Raw genomic sequence first — 22,444 nt, 5'->3', positions numbered from 1 at the left:
TCGAGGGTGCAGCACGCGGTAGAAACGCCTGCAAAGCCTGCAGTCAGCTTCGATCGTCAAAGCTCTTTATTTTCAGTTTTTTGTAAATATAGGACTGCAATAGCATCAAGGTCGCATCGGCCCCTAACCAGCCACACAGGCCGATTATCACGCCGGATATCTCTGGTGGAATACCCGCTGATCGACAACCTAACAGCACCAGATAGCCCGCAAACGCGGCCCCCACCCCTTGTAGCGTTGTTTCACCGATGTGAATGGGTTGCTGCGCCCCTAACTTGCGCATCATATGACCCAGAACCCCACCGACGGCAGCAATCAAAACATATGCCCAAGACTTCATGAAGTCCGAAAGCAGATCATAATTATTCATATCCCGGCATCCCATGATTCAGAAAAGTCTGTACTAAAAAACAGCGCTTGATTTTTTATAAATGATCGACCGCAAAAGCACAGCCTAATTCGATAGAAGAGCTGAATCAGCGGGTGTGCAGCACTGGCAAACGCCATACAACTAAATAATGAAAATCGCGTCAACCGTAACTATGATTTCAGACTGCCCACTGCTTGAATGTCAGGGAAACGGGTGTAAGGTCAGATTCATGACTTTAAATAAGTACCTAGTAACCTTCCGGTAGTTTTCTGATGATACGCACCAGATACCCTCCATCCATTTCAATGTACCCTCCTTGTTTCAAGGATTTCATGATCGAAAGCGCATGAGATCTGGAAACCCCTGTTGTATCAGTGACAAACGAAATGGCCGTGCATTTTATCTTGACGGTCTCAGGGAGTTCGTTCACCCATTCCAATGCGGACTTGACCTCGGCATACCCATCATTCACGCACTGCGCCAACCACTTACGTGAAATGTTGCTCGTGTTCCACGTCATAAAATCAAAAATGCCTTTCACCAAGGACGCATCCGCCGTCGCAAGTTGAATGAACTCTTCTGGCAGTTCGTAATAAACAGATCGCGACATGACTTCGCACTTGTTCGCGGGCCCCTTGCACTGCTGCGTAAACCGGTTAATCCATACAATACCTCCCGCCCCCACCACACCTATGACTTTCTGATCACCAACGAACAACCGCCACGAACCACTTTCAATTGACAACACTAGATTTCGATTACTGTCTATAAGGGGAGCACCTGGTTCTGCAATTTTTGTCGCTCCATTTTTTTTGATCCAATTATGCAAGTAATGAATATTTTCACTTCTCACACTGCCATCCTCACAGCTGAAACCAGATAGATGAAAATTGCTCATTTCTGCCTTTCTCATGCTTGATCTTATTGTTGTTCACGGCCAAACAATCAGACTACACAGTCATCATTTATATTTGAATCCGGCTTTACGGGTATTGACTTCCTTATTACTTACGGCGGCCCTGACAAGCGTTTCCCCTAGTAAGTTGCTGGCGAATATTTCGGTTTAAAATAAGTTGATCGTCAACACCAAGTCCGATTTCAGACCCGGCGACTCTTACTCATTACCTGCTCGCAGATAAATGTTAAGTATTACAACGCCTCGGCATTACACCCGAGCCACAACGTTCACGCAGACTCCAAATCTTTCAATTCACCACACATGGCTGTTAGCCATCTTTTCCCCGGCACAGGCTTATTGGTCGATTCCATTCATAACGCCGCAACAATTCGCTTTTTGTTCTGTCGGACTTCTGATGTCCCGAATAGCCAAGTCGATGCCCCATTAGGTCAAGTCAAGTCATTCGCAACACCTTAGAGTTGAGCTGCATTCAACTTTTCAAGGACCGCGGCATGAGCCAGGAAAACGCCCCGAATACCTACCCCACCAGTGACGCGTTACGCGAGACCGGGAGTTGGAACCCCGCTTGGGATCGCTTGGCTGAGCTCGATGCCGACTGGATCGAGAAGTTTCTCACCATGGCCGTACATCCCGCGCTCAAAGGAATTCTCGAGCCCAAGACCGTCGAGTTGATCGCAATCGCCGTCGATGCGTCCTGCACCCATTTGTATGCCCCAGGCGTACGCCGTCACATCCGTAAGGCACTGGAGCTTGGGGTCACTATGGAAGAGATACTGGCCGTACTGCAGATGACTTCGGTATTGGGCATCCACAGCATGGCATTGGGTGCTCCGATATTGATTGAAGAAGCTCGCCAGCTCGCCAGCGATGGCCCGATGCAAGGCACCTACTGATCCCTGAACAAGCGCCCCAAGGTAAATGACATGTTCTATACCCACGATTCGCTGTGCCCGGAAAACCAGGAAAAACTGATCATCTCCGTAGCGCCTTACGGGCCGGAATGGGTCCCGTCGGATTTCCCCGAAGACATTCCAGTCAGCATGGACGAGCAAGTACAGAAAGCCGTCGACTGCTATAACGCCGGAGCGACGCTGCTGCATGTGCACGTACGAGAGGCCGATGGCAAAGGTTCCAAACGCTTGTCGATGTTCAACGAACTGTTGCACCGCCTACGCGAGGCAGTGCCGAAGATGATTCTTCAGGTGGGTGGTTCGATTTCCTTCGCGCCAGAGCCCGGTGAGCTCGCACAGTGGCCGGCCAACGATTCCCGACATGCCTTGGCGCTGCTGGAACCCAGACCGGATCAAGTCACCATCGCCATTAACACCAGCCAGATGAACATCTTCGAGTTGGTGACAGCGCAAGAGGTCGAAGGCACCTCTTTGGGCGACCCGATGGTAAACGCTGCATTTCGTGACATGTATCTGGAGGCGGGCCCGAGTTTCGTTGAAACCAATTTACGCCTGCTCTGTGAGAATGGTATCCAGCCCTACTTCATGCTCGGCCATGTGCATCAGTTGGAAACCGTCGAACACCTCGTGCGCAAGGGGTTGTACAAGGGTCCGCTGAATCTCTGCTACGTCGGTATCGGGGGCGGTGCGGCCGGGCGTCACCCGTCCGATCTGATTGAATTCGCCCGTCGCGTGCCAGACGGCGCCAATCTCACCAACGAATCCATCATGCGCTCGGTGTTTCCAACCAATGCCATGGCGATTGCCATGGGGCACCACGTACGGGTCGGAATCGAGGACACCCTTTGGGGGCCCCGTTTCGAAAAGATGACCTCCGTACAACAGATCCAATGGTGCGTCCAGCAAGCCAGGCTGCTGGGACGCGAAATCGCCAGTGCCGACGAAGCACGCGCCATGATGAAGATTGGACAGGCCTACGCCAGTACCGATGAGACGCTGAAAGCTTTGGGCTGGGCGCCGAATCGCCGGGCAGGTCAACGCGGCAGCCTTATGTGGGACTGATTTAGCCTCGTCGCCGAAGGGGGCAGACATGCAGTCTCCCCCTTTGCTTTGGCAAAAGGGTTCGTTCTGCTCTTTGGCCATCTTCATGCCGCTTTATCGGGAGCGTTCCAACATGGCCCTGCATCTGTGCAGTCATACGATTACCACTGACGAAGCGCAGCCGGTATCACGCGGCTATGCGTGGCTGGTGTTTGTGCTGACCTTTGGCTTGATGCTTTCTGATTACATGTCGCGCCAGGTCATCAACGCCGTTTTTCCTTCACTGAAGGCTGAGTGGGCGTTGAGCGATACCCAGCTCGGCCTGTTGGTCAGCGTAGTAGCGCTGACTGTCGGTGTAATGACATTCCCCATCTCGCTATTGGCTGATCGTTGGGGGCGTGTCAAAAGCGCTACCGTCATGGCCATTGTCTGGGGACTGGCGACTATTGCCTGTGGCCTGAGCGGCAACTTTCTGGCCCTGTTTCTTGCTCGCTCCATGGTTGGGCTGGGCGAAGCGGGCTATGGCAGTGCCGGTGGCGCCATATTACTCAGCGTATTTCCGCGGCGCTTGCACGCCACCGTGGTAGGGGCATTTCTCTCTGCCGCCTTATTTGGTTCAGTGCTTGGCGTAGTTTTAGGCGGCGCTCTGGCTCAACACTATGGTTGGCGAATGGCGTTTATCGTGGTCGGCGCGGGCGGACTGATCCTTGCGTTCGTCTACCCGTTGCTGGTGCGCGAACCGGCGACTTCCAATCCTAGTGCCTCGGCAATGCGCTTGCCGCTAAAAGCGGTGATGCGCCAGCTACTCACCACCCGTACGGCCCTGTGGACTTATCTCGGCTCCGGCCTGCAGATGTTCATTCAAGGGGCGGTGATTGCCTGGATGCCCAGTTATCTGAATCGCTTCTATGGCATGGACATGCTCCAGTCTGCTCAGGGAACGGGGCTTCTGGTGCTGGTGGCTGGCATCGGTATGGCAGGTGGCGGAGTCATGGTAGATCGCCTGAGCCGTCGGGATGAGCTCAATAAACTTCGCATACCGATGTGCTATGCCCTGTTTTCGACAGGCGTGCTGCTGGTTGCTTTCCTCTTGCCGGCTGGCGCGTTGCAAATCTCGCTGATTGCCCTCGGCCTGTTGTTCAGTGCCGGGTTCGCCGGTCCCGCAGGGGCGGTGATCTCGGATGTAACTAGCGCCTCCATTCGGGCCTCTGCCCTGGCCACCCTGGTATTGGCCAACAACATTCTTGGACTGGCTCCCGGCCCTTTTATCACGGGTGTACTGGCCGATGCTTTCGATCTGCAGATGGCGTTGGCAGTGGTGCCATTGGTTGGGCTCGGTGCCGCGTTCGCCTACAGCAGGGCCCGTTGCCACTATCGCCAGGACCTCATTCCTCACTAAGCGCATGAGCGGCCAGGTTACTGGCTCTTCGCGAAATACACATCGTTTCACCCCTGACTGGCGGCCGCCGCTCAGCCGGGAATAACAACTCTAAAAACACAAAGGCGATCCCTCAATGCTTGGTCTGATGCAAAACACCCCCTTGATGATCTCATCCCTGATTGAGCATGCGTGTGTCTCCCACCCCGAGGTCGAAATTGTCTCGCGCACAGTGGAAGGCCCCGTCCACCGCTGTACCTATGCGGACATCGCGCGGCGCTCCAGGCAGGTGGCCAACTCAATGACCATGCTTGGCGTACAGCCAGGTGATCGGGTTGCAACCCTGGCATGGAACGGCTATCGCCATATGGAGTTGTACTTTGGCGTGTCGGGTATGGGAGCGGTGCTGCACACCATCAATCCCCGCCTCTTTTCCGAACAAATCGAATTCATCATCAACCATGCTCAAGACCAGCACCTGTTCTTCGACCTGAGCTTTGCCGGCCTGATCGAGGAGCTGGTTCCCCGATTGCCGCACGTCAAATCGTTTATCGCCTTATGCGACACGGCTCATCTGCCAGACCTCGATATTCGCAATCTACGCAGCTATGAAGAGTTGATCGCTGATCAGTCACCCTATTTCGATTGGCCGGAGCTCGACGAAAACAGCGCCTCGTCCATGTGTTACACATCCGGAACGACCGGTAACCCGAAGGGTGTGGTGTATTCGCATCGATCCTGCGTGCTGCACTCGGTGATGTCTTGTACTCACAGCGGCTTTTCGCTCTCGCTGGCCGATACCGCATTAGTGGTCGTACCCATGTTCCACGTTAACGCGTGGGGGATGCCTTATGCGGGAGCAATGAGTGGCGCAAAGCTGGTCCTGCCCGGTCCGCAACTGGACGGCGCCAGCCTCTACCAGTTGATGCGTGATGAGGGCGTGACACTGGCGCTTGGAGTTCCAACCGTATGGATGCTGCTTCAGCAGCACGTTGAGAGCAACAGCCTCGTTCCTCGCGATCAACTGCGCCTGAACCGTGTTGTCATAGGTGGCGCTGCGGTGCCTCGAACGGTGGTGGAATGTTTTGAACATCAATTCGGTGTACGCGTCGTGCATGCCTGGGGGATGACCGAGCTGTCACCCCTTGGCACCGTCTGCCATCCGCTCCCTAAACATGCCAACGCCAGCCTGGAGGAGCGCCTGAATCTTCTATGCAAACAAGGCCGCCCCCCTTTCGGTGTTTCGATGAAGGTTGTTGACGAGCAAGGCAATGCCCTGCCCCGTGATGGCAAAGCCTTCGGGCGATTGCTGGTGAAAGGACCCTGGGTCGTCAATAGCTACTTTCGTGACGAGAGCGGATCACTACTCGATAGCAACGGCTGGTTCGATACCGGTGATATCGCCACCTTCGATGCGGATGGGTACCTGCAGATCACCGACCGGGCCAAAGACATGATCAAGTCCGGTGGCGAGTGGATCTCTTCGATCGATCTGGAAAACGCCACCGTCAGCCACCCCGCAGTTGCCGAGGCAGCCGTCATCGGTGTCGCTCATCCCAAGTGGCAAGAGCGCCCGCTTCTTATCGTGGTGCCAAAACCTGGGCAGCAGGTCAACCGCGAAGAACTGCTGGATTTTCTAACGCAAAAAGTGGCGCGTTGGTGGCTTCCTGATGACATCGTATTCGTCGATGAATTACCGCACACCGCGACCGGAAAAGTTCAAAAGCTCAAGTTACGTGAACAATTTCGCGATTACTGCTTCCCGACCTGAACACTGACGTGAACCGAGCACCTTCCCCTGGCGCACCGACGCCGGGGTCGCTCGTGCCTGGCGCCTACCCACAACAATAAAAAGATGCATACGCACATGCCGCTACTTACTTATCGCCCCACGCCATGCAGCCTGCTCGCCTCCACCCTCCTGGCAGCCAGCACATCCGCTACCGCCTTTGAACTGGACACCGGCAATGCCGATTGGTCTGCACGTCTGGACAATACCGTGAAGTACAACTATGGCGTTCGCACAGAAAGTGCCGATAAACGCATGCTGGCCACGCCGAACAATAACGACGGCGATTTCAATTTTCGTCGTGCAGGCACCAACATCACAAACCGCGTCGATCTGCTGACCGAGTTGGACGTCATCCACCAAGGTAACAAAGGATTTCGTGTCAGTGCCGCCAGTTGGTACGACAAAGCGTACGACAACACAGGTACCCATTCGAACCCCTTCGTCAATGGCAACGACGCCTACTCGTCCATCATTGGCCGACCCAGTACGACAAACACCGGCTTCGGTAGCCCGCACCTCTCCGACTACGCCCAACGCTATTACAGCGGTCCGTCCGGCGAAATTCTCGATGCCTTCGTGTTCTACAGCACGGAAGTCGGCGATGAATCGATGTTGAGCGTCAAGGCAGGCCAAACCAATGTTTATTGGGGTGAAACCATCCTCAATCCGGTGCATGCCATCAGCTACGGCCAGTCCGGCCTAGACTTGGCCAAGCTTGCCGCCGCGCCGGGCACGGAGGCCAAGGAACTGTTCGTTCCGCGCAATCAGATTTTCGCGTCGTTCACACTCAACCCGCAGCTGACCGTCTCCGCCCAGTATTTCTTCGACTGGGATGCGGCGCGCCTGCCCGAGGCCGGCACCTATTACGGAAGTTCCGACCTGGTGGGCTTCGGCGCGCAGTCTTTTCTCCTGGGCCACACCGGTGGCCCAGGCCTGGCAGGGGCAAACAGCACTTTGACCAACGTGCGCCGCGGGCACGACACCACTCCGGACAAAAGCGGCGACTTTGGTCTGATGCTCAAATGGTCGCCCCAATGGCTGGACGGCACCGTCGGTGCCTATTACCGCAAAAGCGCGGAAATTCTACCGCAGGCCGTGCTCGATGCCACCGGGCTGTCGGCCCAAGGTGCGGCTGATCCCATCTCCAATGTCCAACGGTCCATCGCAACCATCGACTACAAGCTTGCCTACGGCGGCGACATCGACATCTTCGGCCTGAGCCTGTCCAAGGAATTAGGCAGCATCAGCGTCGCCAGCGACCTGAACATCCGTCACAACATGCCCTTGGCCAGCATCCCGGCCATCATCAGCGCCACGGGCCCCGGTGGTGTGGAAGCAGGCCTCGGCCTTCTGCCGGCGCGAGCGCCGGGCACCGGGGTTGTCACGCAGGTCCCGAGTCATGGCGACAGCATGAGTGCCACCGGCGACACCCTGCACTGGACCGTGAACGGACTGATGACCATCGGTGACACGCCACTGTTCGACTCGGCGTCCGTTTTGGGTGAGCTCTATTACAGCAACCTGCTGAAGCTCGATAGCCATAACGAGGCGCTCTACAAAGGCAAGGCCACTTATCACGGCATTGACCAGTCGACTCGCGACAACTGGGGTATTGCGGTGAACTTCACGCCCACCTGGTATCAGGTACTACCCGGGGTAGATCTCTCTGCTCCCATGTCCATCAACGTCGGCCTGGACGGCGTTTCGCCCGTGCAGGGCGGCGGCGCCGAAAACACTGGTAACTACGCCGTGGGTATTAGCGCGACTGTCTACAACCAGTATTTCGTCGACCTGAAATACGTGGATTCCTTCGGCGATGCGCAAAAGTGTCGCGATGGCGCCAGCGACGGCTCGATACCCAACGCACTGGATGCCACGCAGCGCTACACCTGCTACGCCGGCGGCTACTCCTCCTTCTCCGGTGGTGGCGCTACCACACACGACCGCGGCGCGATGTACCTGACCTTGAAGACCTCTTTTTAACCCTTTGTATCGCTCGTCCCACGCGTAGGAGAACAACACAATGGCATTCGTGAACACACTGATGACGACCGCCCTGGCGGTAACCCTCACCGGGAACGCGCTCGCGGCCGTGCCAGCCGATGAAGCCGCGAGGCTGGGCAAGAACCTGACCTTGGTGGGGGCCGAGCAGGCCGGCAATGCCGACGGCTCGATACCGGCCTATAACGGTGGCCTCACCCGCGCACCCGCCGACTTCAAGCCAGGCGACAGCATACGCGCAGACCCCTTTGCCAGCGAAAAGCCGCTGCTGGTCATCAATGGAAAGAACGTTGATCAATATAAGGGCCTGCTTAGCGTCACCACAGTAGAGCTGGCCAAACGTTACCCGGATTTTCGAGTCGATGTTTACCCCACCCACCGCACCGTCGCCATGCCCCAGGCGGTGCTGGACAATTCGGTGAAAAACGCCATCGATGCAAAAACCACCAATCAGGGACTGGCCTTTGAAAACGTCTTGCCGGGCGTGCCCTTCCCGATCCCGCAGTCGGGAAATGAGGCCATGTGGAACCATCTTCTGCGCTACCAGGGTGTCACAATCAATGCCAAGTATGACTCCTGGAATGTCGACGCAGCGGGCGTGGCCACACTTGCCACCACAGGCCAGGCATTCATCAATTATCCAATTTACGAAAACATGTCGCGGCCCATTGCCAACGCCGACCTTTATTACCAAATGAAGTTGTATTACTCAGGCCCGGCTCGGCGCGTGGGCGAGGCGGTCATGCTCAAAGACGCCGCCAACGCTGTCGAACAGCCGCGCCGCGCCTGGCAATATCTGCCAGGACAGCGCCGCGTGAAACTGGCGCCAAGCCTTGCCTACGACACTCCGAACCCAGGCACCGCCGGGGCGGGAACTTATGACGACGCGTTCGTCTTCAATGGCGCCCTGGACCGTTACGATTGGACGCTGCTGGGTAAACAGGAGCTGATCGTTCCGTACAACACCTACAAATTGACCTACGCACATGACCCGAAAGTACTGGTCACCCCCGAACATCTGGCGCCTGAGTATGTCCGCTGGGAGAAGCACCGTGTGTGGGTCGTCGAGGGTCTCCTGAAAGAATGCGCCCGACACATCTATGCCAAGCGTCGCTTCTACCTGGACGAGGACAGTTGGGCCGCCCTGGCCTCCGACCAATACGATGCCCGGGGGCAGATCTACCGCGGCTCATTTGCCTTCCTCAGCCAGAGCTACGACAAGCAGGTCCCGGATACCACGCCCTACGTGATCTATGACCTGGTACGCAATTCCTACAACATTAACGGCGTCGTTGGCCCCTATGGCGGCATCCGCTATGTCGCCCCCCTGAGCAAGGCGCAATGGGCAACCGAGTCCCTGGCTGGGGCCGGAGTTCGCTAAGCCTGTTCATTGCCACCCCTGCGACAAAGGGGTGACAACCCTCCTTTTTTATAGGAAGTCCCGATGTATTCGCTCAAGCTCTTGGCCCTTGCTTTGGCCCTTGTGGCTGGCCATTGTGTGGCCGCACCGCCGGTGGATGTACTCGATCAGCCAGCGCAATCCAGCAAACTGGCGGACCTTAGCCCGCTACTCGATCTGGCGCAAGCCGGCAAACGTCTGATCGCAGTCGGTCAACGTGGCCACATTCTGTACTCCGACGATCAGGGCATCCATTGGACCCAGGCCCGCGTGCCAGTCAGCTCCGACCTCAATGCGGTGCAATTCGCTACCGAACAGCAAGGCTGGGCTGTGGGCCACGACGGTGTCGTTTTACATAGCCGTGATGGCGGCAGCAGTTGGGAGAAACAACTCGATGGTCGTCAGTTGGGTCGGCTGATGCAGCAGTACTACAGTGCTCGCTCCGAAAGCGAACAATGGCAGGAGCTGAGCAAGCGGATGGAGACCGAAGGCGCCGACAAACCCTTTCTCGATCTTTGGTTTAGCGATGAGCGCAATGGTTTCGTGGTCGGTGCCTTCAACCTCATTTTCCGTACCCGCGATGGCGGAAAGAGCTGGGAACCCTGGGCTGATCGCATCGATAATCCATCCGGCTATCACCTCAATGCCATCGCCGATGACGGCAAGCACCTGTTTATCGCCGGTGAGCAGGGATTGCTGGTACGACTTGCGGACAACGGCGAGCGTTTCCAGGCGTTGACCACCCCTTACGAAGGCAGCTTTTTTGGCCTTAGCGCGCAACCCGGCATGCTGCTGGCGTACGGACTGCGCGGGCATGTGTATCGCAGCAAGGATGAAGGTCTTAGCTGGACTCAAGTCCCGACCGGATTGAACAGTTCGATTACGGCGTCTGCGAGCGATCACCATGGCCACCTCTATCTCTTCGCACAGACAGGCCAGGTTCTGGCCAGTAAGGACCAGGGGGAACATTTCCAATCGCTGGACCTGGGCCCATCGGCGCCCATTTACGGCGCCATGCTGGCAGAACAAAACCGTCTGCTACTGGTGGGGCCGCGCGGCATAAGCCAACGCCTCCTCGTTCCTGTGCAACAAGAAGACAAGCGAGGCGCCCCCCATGGGTAGCATGAAACAAGGCGAAATGCCTGTCGTTAAAAACCTCAAGGATTTCGAGTTCCACAGCGGCAATCTGATGGAGCGGTTGGTGTTCAATCATCGCCTGACGTTTTTGCTGGGCATCTTGCTGATCACCCTTGTGCTGGGCTACATGGCCCTTACGCGCCTGGAGCTCAAGCCCGGTTTTGAAAAAATGATTCCCCAGGGTCATCCCTACATTCAGAACTTCCTGGAAAATCGCAAAACCTTGCATGGCCTAGGCAATAGCGTGCGGGTTGTCGTGGAAAATACGGAGGGGGACATCTTCGATCCGGCCTATCTTCAAGCGCTGAAAAAGGTGCATGACGAGCTTTACCTCACCGCGGGCGTTGATCGCGCCTGGATGAAGTCGCTCTGGAGCCCAGGAGTGCGCTGGACGGAGGTGACGGAGGAAGGTTTTCAGGGCGGCCCGGTGATGCCCGATGGATACGACGGCTCGCCCGCCAGCATTGAGCGACTGCGGCAAAACATTGCCCGCGCCGGCATCGTCGGCAGCCTGGTGGCAAATGACTTCAAATCCACGCTGCTGCTGGTGCCCTTGCAGGATCAGTCCAACGCGAGTGGTCAGGGCATTGACTACCAACAGTTCTCCCGCACACTGGAGGACAAGCTACGCCTCCCCTTTGAATACGCGAACGTTCGTCAAGCGCAAGCGTCAGGCAAAGAAGGCACAGGTCCGATCAAAATCCATGTGATTGGTTTCGCCAAGCTGGTAGGCGATCTGATCGACGGCCTTAGGCGGGTCATGGCTTTCTTTGGTCTGGCCGTGGTCACTGCTTTCTTTATCATCCTGGCTTACACCCACTGTCTGCGCAGCAGCCTGCTGGTTATCGGCTGCTCCCTGCTGGCGGTGATCTGGCAGTTGGGACTCGTTGCCTGGCTGGATTATGCCCTGGATCCGTATTCCATCCTTGTCCCCTTTCTGATTTTCGCCATTGGCGTCTCCCACGCGGCGCAAAAGATGAACGGGATCATGCAGGACATGGCCCTTGGAACTCATCGGCTGGTAGCGGCGCGCTACACCTTCCGCCGCTTGTTTTTGGCCGGGGTCACGGCACTGCTGGCCGATGCGGTAGGTTTCGCGGTGCTGATGCTGATCGACATCCCGGTGATCCAGGAGCTGGCCATCACCGCGAGCATCGGTGTAGCCGTACTGATCCTCACCACCCTTCTGATGATGCCAGTGGCGTTGTCCTACGTCGGAGTGAGCAAAAGAGCCGCTGAGCGCGCCCTACGCCTGGATGCGGTAACCGCTGAGCCCAAAGGCCTCGGCCAAGCCTGGGATTGTCTGGGCCGCTTCACTGAAAAACGCTGGGCGATACCTACCGTGGGTCTCGCCCTGGCCCTCGGTGCAGGTGGTTTTATAATCAGCCTTCAGCTACAGGTCGGCGACCTGGATGCTGGCGCGCCGGAACTGCATCCCGATTCGCGCTACAACCGTGACAACGCCTACATCACCAGTCACTACGCGTTGTCCAGTGACCTTTTTGCGGTGCTGATAAAAACCCCCGTCGAAGGCTGCCTAAGCTATCAAACCCTGATTCAGGCCGATCGCCTGGCTTGGGCACTGCAGCAGCATCCCAGCGTGCAGGCAACCTCCTCCCTGGCCCAATCGGTACGCCAGATCATCGCCGGAACCAATGAAGGCAATCCGAAATTCCTGAGCCTGCAGCGCAACTAGGACGTGCTGAACTATGCCGCCCAGCAAGCTTCGGTGAACACCCCCGAGCTGTTCAACACCGACTGCTCGCTCATGCCAGTGATCGCTGTTCTGAAAGACCACAAGGCGCAGTCCCTTGACGAGGTGGTGGCCATAGCCGAACGCTTTGCCAGCGAGAACAGCAATGATGAACGCCAGTTCCTGCTGGCAGCCGGAAGCGCTGGCATCGAAGCGGCGACCAACATGGTCGTGCGTGATGCCAATCGCACGATGCTGCTCTACGTCTATCTGGCAGTCACCCTGTTTTGTTTGATCACCTTCCGTAGCTGGCACGCGACCTTAGTGGCGCTGCTGCCACTGGTACTTACCTCGGTGCTTTGCGAGGCACTGATGGTCGTGCTGGGAATCGGTGTGAAGGTTGCGACTCTACCGGTGATCGCGCTAGGGGTCGGGATCGGTGTCGACTACGCGCTGTACCTGCTCAGTGTGCAGTTGCAATACCAGCGCGAAGGCCTTGCGTTGGCCGTGGCCTACAAAAAAGCCGTGGCTTTTACCGGAAAAGTTGTTGCCCTCGTAGGCATTACTCTGGCCGCTTGCGTGGTTTGTTGGGTTTGGTCACCCATCAAGTTCCAGGCGGACATGGGCATCCTGTTGGCCTTCATGTTCCTCTGGAACATGGCAGGTGCTCTGGTTCTGATCCCGGCGCTGTCCTGCTTTCTATTACGTGAACCACAAGTGAGGATGACCTCATGAGCCAGCGTAACATTACTGTGCCGGCCGGGCAGTTGCCCCCGCTGGGTGGCTGCCGGTTGATCACAGAGCAGTGCAAAAGCGTGGCGCTGTTTAATGTCGACGGACAGTTCTACGCCATCAACGACTGTTGCCCCCATCAGGGAGCATCGCTGAGCAGCGGTCGCCTCGAGGGGCACGTGATCCGCTGCGGTGCCCATGGATTGCGTTTCGATCTGGCCAACGGCCAATCGCCCAACCCGAGCCGGCTTGAGGTCACTCGTTATCCCACCGAGCATCTCGATGACCAGACGCTCATCATCATTGTTCACCTGGAAATCGCGACGTGAATATTACCGCTTTAACATATATCCAAGGACATATACGCCTGCTGGCGCCGGGAATCATGGTCAGCCTGGTTCTGGCGATTGCAGTGACGTTTCTGTCACAGCAGTACCATGCACCGGTGATGCTGCTGGCTCTTTTACTGGGGATGTCCCTCAACTTTTTAAGCACTGAAGCCAAGTGCAAGCCCGGCATTGAGTTCAGCGCACGCACCTTATTGCGTATCGGTGTGGCTCTACTGGGCATGCGCATCACCTTGGAGCAGATTACCGGCCTGGGCTGGAAGCCTGCAGTTCTGATAGTGATTCTAGTCGTAGCAACGATTGGTGTCTCGGTCGTTGCAGCCAAAGCATTGGGCTTTCAGCGCTCGTTCGGCATGCTCACAGGAGGCGCGACGGCGATCTGCGGCGCATCAGCGGCACTGGCACTGTCCGCTGCACTGCCAAACCATCCACTCAAAGAGCGTGCGACCTTACTCACCGTGATTGGCGTATCGGCGCTGTCGACAGTGGCGATGATTCTCTATCCAATGATCGCCACCTGGGCCGAACTATCACCGCATGATGCCGGGGTCTTCCTCGGTGCCACCATTCACGACGTCGCCCAAGTGGTGGGGGCCGGCTACAGCATGTCCCACGAAACCGGTGATACGGCCACAGTGGTCAAGTTGTTACGCGTAGCGATGCTCGTGCCAGTGATTGCCTGCACGGTCATGATCGCTCGCTTGCAAAACGGCGAAGACTTCAAAGGGAAACGTCCTCCCCTCTTAACTTGGTTCGCGATCGGTTTTGTCATTCTTGCAGGCCTGAACAGTACGGGGTGGGTGCCGGCGTCGGTACAAACTGCCTTCGAGGACTTGTCACACGTGTGCTTAGTCGTTGCCATTGGCGCTTTGGGCATGAAAACTCAACTGAGGGAGTTAAGATCTGTCGGTATTCGCCCCATCCTGCTGATGATCGGTGAAACATTGTTTCTAATGACTTTGGTACTGGCGTTTTTGAAGGCACAGCTACTTTTTTAACAGATGCAAATCTCTCTCCCTCATTTCGGGCACTACCTCATTACCTGGAGGTAGTGCTATCGCAAAAAAGCCTTGGGCCAGTTGCACAATGGGTAGTTCCCTTGAATACAGCCACCCTTGAGCCAGAGAGACACGGGCACTGTAAAGAAAGTCGGCCTGCGCCTGATTTTCCAATCCTTCCGCTATGACGCTCAAATTCAGCGAATGCGCTAATCGAATGACATGCCAAACGATACTGTCAGGCGATTCCATTTTCTCCAATGTCAAAAAAGAACGATCCAGCTTCAGAATGTCAAAGGGTAGATCCTCCAAATAGGAAAGGCTTGAATATCCCGTACCAAAATCATCCACCGCGATTTGATGCCCCATATCGCGAAGGCGCTGGAGCTGGTCCACAGCAACATCCTTGTTCACCATCGAGGTTTCAGTCACCTCAAAGACAATTTTTTGCGGGAAGATATTATGGGTACTAAACAGTTCCCCAACAAAATCAGGAAAGGTTGTGTCATTGATATCCGCCGCGGAAAGATTGATCGACAAATAGAAGTCGTCGCACGCCCACAAATAAGTTGCATGATCGACAGCGACTTGACGGCATACCTCTCGTGTAACTTCTGTTATAAGTCCGGACTTCTCAGCCAAGGGTATGAACACTGATGGCGGAATCGTTTTTCCTTTCACGGACCAGCGCAAGAGTGCTTCTGCTCCTTTCCATTGACCAGTGCGTATATCGACGATGGGTTGGTAGTGCACTTTCAATCGGCCACCGGCCAAGGATCTACGCAGTTCGGTGGTCAGTGAACGACGGTAGTGATATATCAGAACCGCCAACCGATAGAACACAAAGATCAATACGAGGCCACTCAACATCACAGTCGTGAAGATACCCACCCATACACGGTAATACGAATTCGCCGGCATTGTTATGAGGGCGGATAGCTTGCCCCACTTTGTTGCGAAAGAATAAACAAGTCTGTCATTTGAAAAACCCAACCTTTCTACAGGTAGCGGCTCGGTCAACTGAAACGACATGCGTTTGTTGGAAAATCGAGATTGATGTGTGTCTTTGTCAAGCAAATCAAAAGACACGTCTTTTGAGATATTCAAAACATCGAGAATCAGCCCTTTATTAAGCCAAACGTAACCGCTTCCGGTAGACACGATGATTCTTCCATTGTCCGCGGAAAAATTCGGCCCGGCGCTGAACCAATAATGTGTCCCATCGACTGACGAATAGTGATTGGCATCATCAGTGCTGGGGAGTAAGCCACTGTACTCCGCCTCTCCAAAAGAATGGCAGATTGCACCGAACTTCAAGCGTAGTGCGACTTCATTGATATAGCGAAACTCCTGGATCAACTGCATCTGCTGTTTATAGATTTCTCCAGTACAGTGGCTCTCTGCGGCATTCCGTTGACTGATCTGATTCAAACGCTCCAGTGAATCGCTTAGTTGGAGGCGCAGCTCATTCGACCGCAATTGAAAGCCCTGCCTCATATTCTCCATTTGAATATTAAAGCGTTGATGGGTCAGGGTTTCGCTGAAAACCGCCGCCATTGGCAGCATGATGATCAATGAAATGCCAACAACGAGCGCATCGAATGTACCTCGGCGCTTAATTAGCGTTTGCTTTAATCTTAAAAACTTTTCGAATGTGCTCATTGCCTTACTACAAACCCTATAACGGAGCTGCTGCGGGACCTTGTAAGGTTCCTCATGCTTGACGGTTTAAGTGCGCAAGGATTATTTGTCAGGCAAAGATGGCCCCGCAAATTAATAGAGATTAATTCATCAAAATTCACAGCAGCGTGGGGGGGGGGGGCATGGCATGGAACCGCGACCGAATTTCTCGCCCATATAACGTACCGCACGCGCTGTAAGCAATCGGCCTTCGCAGTGCCGGGCCTTGATCGTAGCGTGCGACACAATGCGAAACCTGTCCCTGCCGTAGATACAACACCTCACACAGCCTGTGTAGACGACGCGTGAAGAAGAGTGCAGTGCTAATCGCGAGTGCGACTGAAGCAACGTAGCTTTTGTAGTTCCTTTATATAAAAGCACATCACTCTTTTTTCTTTTAGCTCTTTTGGCGTGACGTCATAGAGTGTCTGTGACACACCTACCTTTCGGTTATAGGCCATACTGTAAACAATATCTTCGTCCTCATAGTGAGGCGCTACATGATCGGGTGAAGTATCAACCGTCTGGGTTTTCAGCCGCATGCTGTCTTGATAACGAGCGGTCGTTGTTCTGAGCGTATCAAGGTACCAGGGGCCGACCTGCATATATTCGTAAAGTCCGTAATCCCTGTACTGCGTTCTCGTCGCCACCGGGATATTGACACCATTGCTCATCAAAAAATTGCCGGATGCGAAATATGTCAAGTTGTCAGGCTCTCCCCCCTCAATGTACGTGTATGCAAGATGAGCGATCACGCTGCATGCAATGGCCATGTATAACGAACGAGTCATTCGCTTCATTTCAAACACCCTTGCAGGGTTTCCTTGCTGACATGGAGCAATTGGCTTCGATGAACGCTCAAAAATCTCACTGTATTTTTGCGGATGCACACCACGTCATAGTAATCGTGAGCTCGATTGAACAGAAAACTCTCGTCACCCGCAGACAGTTCATCCAATCGCTCAAGCACAATCGCCACCTCGTCTCTCAGACGATCATAACTTTCTGCATTCATCGCCGTGTATACAATGTGATGCCTGTGATCTTGTACATCTTGCACGTACAAATTTGGTCGGAATACCAATACCCAATCGATACGCCAAAACAGGGACAACACTAACCCTGCCAAAATCATAAAAAGGATTGAAGTCCGAATATCCAGCTTGTACTGCTTTAGGGTTTCGATGCGTTGCGGGGCACCTGGCAATAGCTCTCGCTCAAACGGCGATGCAAATTCCTCAATACTGATAAGGCAGTCCGCTGGGTCAACAACATGAGCAGCATTAAATAAATAGCCTCGATGCGGGACGGTCTGAATGATTCGTTTGTCCTGCAAGTCACCAAGCAACTCGCGCAGCTTCCAAATGACTTGATTCAAGCTATTTTGGGTTACCACACGGTCTGGCCATGCGAATTTAAGCATTTCGTCTCTTGCCACGAGCTCGTCAGCCCTACTGACCAGTAACTCCAATAACCGACTCGCCGAATACCCAAGCTCCACTGTCTCTCGGACCAAGCCCTCTACAGTGGTGCATTCTTGTCTATGAGGTACAAAAATCATAAAACGTGCCTGCTGAGAACATTTTATGATGTATCTCACCGAGGTTTCACCTTGCCTCAGGCCATCCATACTGTTGCGCTCTAATTTGCGAAAAATTGATAAGAAATACCGCGGATTGATAATAAATTACAATCTCTATAGGCATGCAGCGCTACCAAGGCTTGATAAGTGTTATAGCGTTGGGTCAACATGTGGAAACCACGCGCCCTTTCGATGATTGAATGGTCATCGACGCTAAAAGCACTGAAGCAGTGGTGGTCAAACCCCGATGTCAAAGAGTGCGGACTGTACACATTTCCCCCAAAGTGGCCGTCTAGGCTCTGTACGAAAAGTAATGTCGTAAACACCGCATGGCACAAGCCAGTGAGACCATCGCCGCATAACTTTTCGCAAGCTTGTCAAAGCGCGTAACGATGCGGCGACTCTCCTTCAGCCAGCCAAACATACGCTCGATGATGTTGCGCTGCCGATACTTGGGGCGGTCAAACAGTCTCGGTAAACCCGGCTTGGGTTTGTGCTTCATGCTGCGCAGTGGGATTACCGGTTGCATCCGGTAGCGGTCGCAGTAACGACGCAGGGCTTCGGCGTCATAGCCCTTGTCGGCCAACAACCAACGGCAGCGTTTGCGGGGACGACCGTGCAAGCTTTGGATGTAAGCGCCATCCAGCAACGGTTGGGCATAGGCGATGTCGCTGGCTTGCCCGCCCGACAGTAGAAAACTCAGCGGTACTCCATTGGCGTCGCACAGCATGTGGATCTTCGTCGTCAGACCGCCCCGGCTACGTCCGAGCGCATGATCTTGCGGTTCTTCAGGCCCCTTTTTTCCCTGCACCAGAAGAGGCCCGGGTTACGCGTACCGCTGTGGAGTCAATCATCCAGGTATCCAGATCGATTAACCCCTGCTCGTTCAACCTGGTGTGAAGCCGCTTGAGCATCAGGTTGAATGCCCCGCGATTACGCCAATCTCGAAACCGCTGATAGACCGTGGACCATGGGCCAAAGTACTCGGGCATATCGCGCCAGGCGGCTCCCAAGCAGAGCACCCAGAGTATGCCGTTTAGCATCAGGCGATCATCTGCGCGAGGCCGGCCGTTTCGACGACTTTCCATAAAGAGATCAGCGACCAAATCCCAGGCCGCATCGGAGAGTTCATACCGCTTTGCCATCCATGGACTCCTTTCCTTCGATGACTGCGAACTCTACTGAATCTCAGCTCCCAAGAGCCCTCTGTGAGATTTCAAGAGATTTCGTACAGAACCTAGTACCCGACGGATCGGCAATGGCCGAAGCCCTGGATTACAGCCTTAAAAGCTGGGTAGAGAACCAGATCCGGCCGTGGGCACTGGGCGCTCGAACTGACTGTTTGCTGGATCGCTGCGCAGCGGAAAACGGGCAACGGGGTTAACCACTTGAAACGTCAACAGACCGAAGTGCATCTGAATCCGCTGGTGGCACTTCAGTTGGCGAACGCACCTGGATGATTAGAAGTGCGGCAATTACCGCCGGAATCGCGCAGAAGAAAAAGATCTGCTGCACCGGAATATGCATAGCCAATAGCATACTACCGAACAACGGGCCGAGAATCGAACCGAATCGTCCGACGCCCAATGCCCACCCCGTACCGGTGGCACGAACATGAGCCGGGTAAAAGTTACTAGCGAAGGCGTTTAGAGTGAGTTGCCCACCGATAATACAAAAACCGGCAGCGAACACAAACACCACCAAGTAGCGTGGATTGTCGTGGTTCAGCCCCAGCAGAATGGTGCAAACCGCCGCCGCCGCCAGAATCCCTGATAGCAGGCGAACCTTGCGCTTGAGACGGTCAGCAAGCCACGCCATCCCTATCGCGCCGAGGGTACCAGCGAACAGAAACATAGAGGTCATAAGGTTCGCTTGATTGAGCGACAAACCACTTTCCAGCAATAACGTTGGCAACCAGCTAACCATGAAATACAACAGAATCAGGGCGACAAAAAATGTCGACCAGATCAGTAGCGTAGGCCGTGCATAACCGTTGCGAAACAATTCAACGACTGTCAGTTTACTGCCCTGTTCCTGTTCATACTGTTGAACCGAAGCCGCTGGTGGCTTCCAGTCCGGCAGTATGTGCGCGGTGACCTTGAGCAACCTCGTATAAGGTGGTTGATCGCGTAGCAAGCGCGGCAGGGATTCAGGGAGGAGGCAGACTAGAAATGGGAACAACAGCAATGGAGTGATACCACCAGCAAGGAACACCGCTTGCCACCCAAAACTGTCGATGAAGCCTGCCGCAACAAATCCACCTGCAGCGCCGCCAAAGGAGAAACCGCAAGCGGCGAGGGTCACCATTAACGTGCGTAGCCGCGGTGGTGAGTACTCGGACATCAGGGCCATCGCACTAGGCATTGCTCCACCCATGCCGATACCGCATATGAATCGGGCGGCCATCAGCGTGTTTAGGGAGTCTGCAAATACCATCAGCACCGTCAGGCTGGCATAGATCAACACGCAGCCCAGCAGAATCCGTCGCACGCCAAACCGATCAGCCAACGGTGTGACCGCCAACGAGCCAAAGGTTAGGCCCAACAGATTGGCACTGAATACTGGGCCGAAGGCGGATTTTTCCAGGCCCCAATCCTGCGCCAGCGCCGGCACTACATAGCCCAAAACTTGCGCGTCATAGCCGTCAGTCACCAGCAACAACGCTAGAAGCAGAAGTAGCGTCCACTGATAACGCGACACCGGACGGGCGTCGAGTGCGGTTCGGAAACTGGCAATCTGATTGTGCATTGCAAGGTACCTATTTTGTTTTTATGGTTATTTGCAGCAACAGCGAAGTCATCTTCCTACGAGCAATTCGTATTCGCTGCACTCTCAAACGGTGCAACTGCGCTGGGTCCAGTGGAGATACGCAACCATCCCACCTTCGCCTTCAGCCATCCCTCTCTCTAGATCTCTAGGATTTCGAACCGCAGCTATCCGCCAAGCGCTGATGCTGAGTTTGCTCCAGAAACCTGACTGAGAGCTCGGACCAGTTCCCAAACAGAAATATACGACGACCAAAAAATATGAGTACGCCCTAGTTACGGCTCTTTCCCGGGAAATTGACGTCTCCAGATTATTCTTCATAACTTGATTACGAGTAGCGTAATTTTGTTAAAGCAGATGTCAAGCCATGAAAAGCGGCCGCCCATGTCTGCGAGATACTCCATAAGGGAACCGATCGAGGCCTTCTGTTGCGCGAAGGCACGGTGGTCGATGCAACGATCATTCATGCGCCGAGTTCGACCAAGAACAAGGATGGCAAACGCGATCCAGAAATGCATCAGACGAAGAAAGGAAACCAATATTATCTGGGCATGAAAGCGCACATTGGCGTCGATGCCGAATCCGGCCTGGTGCATAGCCTGGTGGGCACGGCGGCGAATGTGGCGGACATGACGCAGGTCGATCAGTTGTTACACGGCGAGGAAACTTACGTGTGCGGCGATGCGGGATACACCGGTGTGGACAAACGTCCCGAGCATCAATATCGCCCGATGATCTGGTCGATTGCCGCCCGGCCCAGCACGTACAAAAAGCGTGGGAAACAGAGTTTGATCGGACGCCTGCGCCGCAAGATCGAATATGCCAAGGCGCAAGTCAGGGCTAAGGTTGAACATCCATTTCGGGTGATTAAGCGCCAGTTTGGTTATACGAAAGTGCGCTTTCGTGGTTTTGCGAAAAACATCGCGCAGCAGACAACGTTGTACGCTTTATCGAACCTGTGGATGGTTCGAAAACAGCTAAGGATGCTCCGATCAACTTGCCGCACGGCGGCGGCAAGTCGAAATCTCCTCGGGACGCACCGCTATTTGCCAAAAAACGACCGATGCTTCGTGTATTGAGGGCTATTTCGTCTGGTCTTCCGTGTTAAGCACGCAACTCGCCCATACCCATCAGCTGTTTTCGAGCCATCCACAGGTTTGACAGGGCGAACAGCGTGGTCAACTGAGCTGTGTTTTTCATCAGTCCACGAAAGCGCACTTTAACGTAACCAAACTGCCGCTTGATCACCCGAAACGGATGCTCAACCTTGGCCCGTGTCTGAGCTTTGCAGTACTCGATCTTGCGCTTGGCTTTGTACAGCAGGCTGCGTTTATTCAACTTGGAATAGGTGCTGCGGCGCGCTGCGATTTGCCAGATCACTTCACGACTTTCATGCTCTTCGCGCTTTTCGACACCGGTGTATCCAGCGTCCGCATACACCGCGTTTTCTTCGCCATGCAGTAGCTCGGCGACCTGTGTGACATCGGCCACATTGGCGGCGGTGCCATGGACGTGATGAACCAATCCCGACTCTGCACCGGCGCCAATATGGGCCTTCATCCCGAAGAAATACTGATTACCTTTCTTGGTCTGATGCATCTCGGGATTGCGCATTTCACGCCATCCGGCCACTCAGTCCACCAACATCCGGCCACCTATTCCACGGTCATCCGGCCGGGCAGTCGGAGCGCAGCGACG

The 22,444-nt window shown here is 54.9% G+C and carries 17 protein-coding genes and 3 pseudogenes; 12 read left to right on the top strand and 8 right to left on the bottom strand.

Annotation, left to right across the window (positions count from 1 at the left end; all coding sequences use genetic code 11):
- Positions 1 to 43 precede the first annotated feature (43 nt).
- Complete coding sequence (locus NL116_RS02120; RefSeq protein ID WP_248916893.1) at positions 44 to 370, bottom strand: phage holin family protein; 327 nt, start codon at positions 368 to 370, stop codon at positions 44 to 46.
- Between the two features lie 247 nt (positions 371 to 617).
- Positions 618 to 1,268, bottom strand: a complete 651-nt coding sequence (locus tag NL116_RS02115) for a helix-turn-helix domain-containing protein (RefSeq protein WP_494375822.1) — start codon at positions 1,266 to 1,268, stop codon at positions 618 to 620.
- A 512-nt stretch (positions 1,269 to 1,780) separates the two neighbouring features.
- On the opposite strand from NL116_RS02115, the gene NL116_RS02110 reads away from it, so the two are divergent.
- The 10 genes and pseudogenes from NL116_RS02110 to NL116_RS02065 all read left to right on the top strand — a co-directional run bounded on the left by NL116_RS02110 (position 1,781) and on the right by NL116_RS02065 (position 14,718).
- Positions 1,781 to 2,182, top strand: coding sequence for a carboxymuconolactone decarboxylase family protein (locus NL116_RS02110; protein WP_494375821.1), 402 nt, complete (start codon positions 1,781 to 1,783; stop codon positions 2,180 to 2,182).
- A gap of 30 nt (positions 2,183 to 2,212) precedes the next feature.
- Positions 2,213 to 3,262 carry a beta-keto acid cleavage family enzyme gene (locus NL116_RS02105; RefSeq protein ID WP_494375820.1) on the top strand — a complete coding sequence of 350 codons (1,050 nt, stop codon included), beginning with the start codon at positions 2,213 to 2,215 and terminating at the stop codon, positions 3,260 to 3,262.
- A gap of 28 nt (positions 3,263 to 3,290) precedes the next feature.
- Positions 3,291 to 4,640 (top strand): MFS transporter, encoded by a 1,350-nt coding sequence (locus NL116_RS02100; protein WP_494375819.1) that lies wholly within the window; start codon positions 3,291 to 3,293, stop codon positions 4,638 to 4,640.
- Positions 4,641 to 4,755: 115 nt separating this feature from the next.
- The gene (locus NL116_RS02095; protein ID WP_494375818.1) at positions 4,756 to 6,390 is read left to right on the top strand and encodes a 3-(methylthio)propionyl-CoA ligase; all 1,635 of its coding nucleotides are present in this window, start codon (positions 4,756 to 4,758) and stop codon (positions 6,388 to 6,390) included.
- A gap of 96 nt (positions 6,391 to 6,486) precedes the next feature.
- Entirely contained in the window at positions 6,487 to 8,394 is a 1,908-nt protein-coding gene (locus NL116_RS02090; RefSeq protein WP_494375817.1) for a DUF1302 domain-containing protein, read from the top strand.
- Positions 8,395 to 8,434: 40 nt separating this feature from the next.
- Positions 8,435 to 9,793 carry a DUF1329 domain-containing protein gene (locus tag NL116_RS02085; protein WP_494375816.1) on the top strand — a complete coding sequence of 453 codons (1,359 nt, stop codon included), beginning with the start codon at positions 8,435 to 8,437 and terminating at the stop codon, positions 9,791 to 9,793.
- Between the two features lie 63 nt (positions 9,794 to 9,856).
- The gene (locus NL116_RS02080) at positions 9,857 to 10,933 is read left to right on the top strand and encodes a WD40/YVTN/BNR-like repeat-containing protein (protein WP_494375815.1); all 1,077 of its coding nucleotides are present in this window, start codon (positions 9,857 to 9,859) and stop codon (positions 10,931 to 10,933) included.
- Positions 10,926 to 13,376 (top strand): annotated as a pseudogene (locus tag NL116_RS02075) (efflux RND transporter permease subunit). The gene NL116_RS02080 and the pseudogene NL116_RS02075 overlap by 8 nt, the downstream one beginning before the upstream one ends.
- The gene (locus tag NL116_RS02070) at positions 13,373 to 13,702 is read left to right on the top strand and encodes a Rieske (2Fe-2S) protein (protein WP_494375814.1); all 330 of its coding nucleotides are present in this window, start codon (positions 13,373 to 13,375) and stop codon (positions 13,700 to 13,702) included. Before NL116_RS02075 ends, NL116_RS02070 begins: the two are co-directional and overlap by 4 nt.
- Positions 13,699 to 14,718 carry a YeiH family protein gene (locus NL116_RS02065; RefSeq protein ID WP_494375813.1) on the top strand — a complete coding sequence of 340 codons (1,020 nt, stop codon included), beginning with the start codon at positions 13,699 to 13,701 and terminating at the stop codon, positions 14,716 to 14,718. Before NL116_RS02070 ends, NL116_RS02065 begins: the two co-directional genes overlap by 4 nt.
- On the opposite strand, the gene NL116_RS02060 is transcribed toward NL116_RS02065, so the two are convergent.
- The 4 genes from NL116_RS02060 to NL116_RS02045 all read right to left on the bottom strand — a co-directional run bounded on the left by NL116_RS02060 (position 14,707) and on the right by NL116_RS02045 (position 19,125).
- Complete coding sequence (locus NL116_RS02060) at positions 14,707 to 16,380, bottom strand: EAL domain-containing protein (protein WP_494375812.1); 1,674 nt, start codon at positions 16,378 to 16,380, stop codon at positions 14,707 to 14,709. The two genes, NL116_RS02065 and NL116_RS02060, sit on opposite strands and share 12 nt — an antisense overlap.
- A gap of 341 nt (positions 16,381 to 16,721) precedes the next feature.
- On the bottom strand, positions 16,722 to 17,198 hold the full coding sequence (locus NL116_RS02055) for a hypothetical protein (RefSeq protein WP_494375811.1): 477 nt from the start codon (positions 17,196 to 17,198) through the stop codon (positions 16,722 to 16,724).
- Positions 17,195 to 17,959, bottom strand: a complete 765-nt coding sequence (locus NL116_RS02050; RefSeq protein ID WP_494375810.1) for a winged helix-turn-helix domain-containing protein — start codon at positions 17,957 to 17,959, stop codon at positions 17,195 to 17,197. The genes NL116_RS02055 and NL116_RS02050 overlap by 4 nt, the downstream gene beginning before the upstream one ends.
- A gap of 313 nt (positions 17,960 to 18,272) precedes the next feature.
- A protein-coding gene (locus NL116_RS02045) for an IS5 family transposase (RefSeq protein WP_494375809.1) occupies positions 18,273 to 19,125 on the bottom strand; the annotation gives its coding sequence in 2 pieces (ribosomal slippage) (positions 18,273 to 18,770 and positions 18,772 to 19,125; 852 coding nt in all).
- A 113-nt stretch (positions 19,126 to 19,238) separates the two neighbouring features.
- Here NL116_RS02045 and NL116_RS02040 point away from each other — a divergent pair.
- The gene (locus NL116_RS02040) at positions 19,239 to 19,364 is read left to right on the top strand and encodes a hypothetical protein (protein ID WP_494378172.1); all 126 of its coding nucleotides are present in this window, start codon (positions 19,239 to 19,241) and stop codon (positions 19,362 to 19,364) included.
- Here the strand turns inward: NL116_RS02040 and NL116_RS02035 are convergent.
- The gene (locus tag NL116_RS02035) at positions 19,361 to 20,728 is read right to left on the bottom strand and encodes an MFS transporter (RefSeq protein WP_494375808.1); all 1,368 of its coding nucleotides are present in this window, start codon (positions 20,726 to 20,728) and stop codon (positions 19,361 to 19,363) included. The two genes, NL116_RS02040 and NL116_RS02035, sit on opposite strands and share 4 nt — an antisense overlap.
- A 431-nt stretch (positions 20,729 to 21,159) precedes the next feature.
- Between NL116_RS02035 and NL116_RS02030 the strand changes: the two are divergent.
- A pseudogene (locus NL116_RS02030) lies at positions 21,160 to 21,726 on the top strand (IS5 family transposase); the annotation flags it as partial.
- A 124-nt stretch (positions 21,727 to 21,850) separates the two neighbouring features.
- On the opposite strand, the pseudogene NL116_RS02025 reads toward NL116_RS02030, so the two are convergent.
- Positions 21,851 to 22,357 (bottom strand): annotated as a pseudogene (locus NL116_RS02025) (IS5 family transposase); the annotation flags it as partial.
- Between the last annotated feature and the right edge of the window lie 87 nt (positions 22,358 to 22,444).

The sequence above is a fragment of the Pseudomonas sp. FBCC-B1667 genome, assembly GCF_059133255.1.
This window is presented reverse-complemented; position numbering and strand designations above follow the sequence as displayed.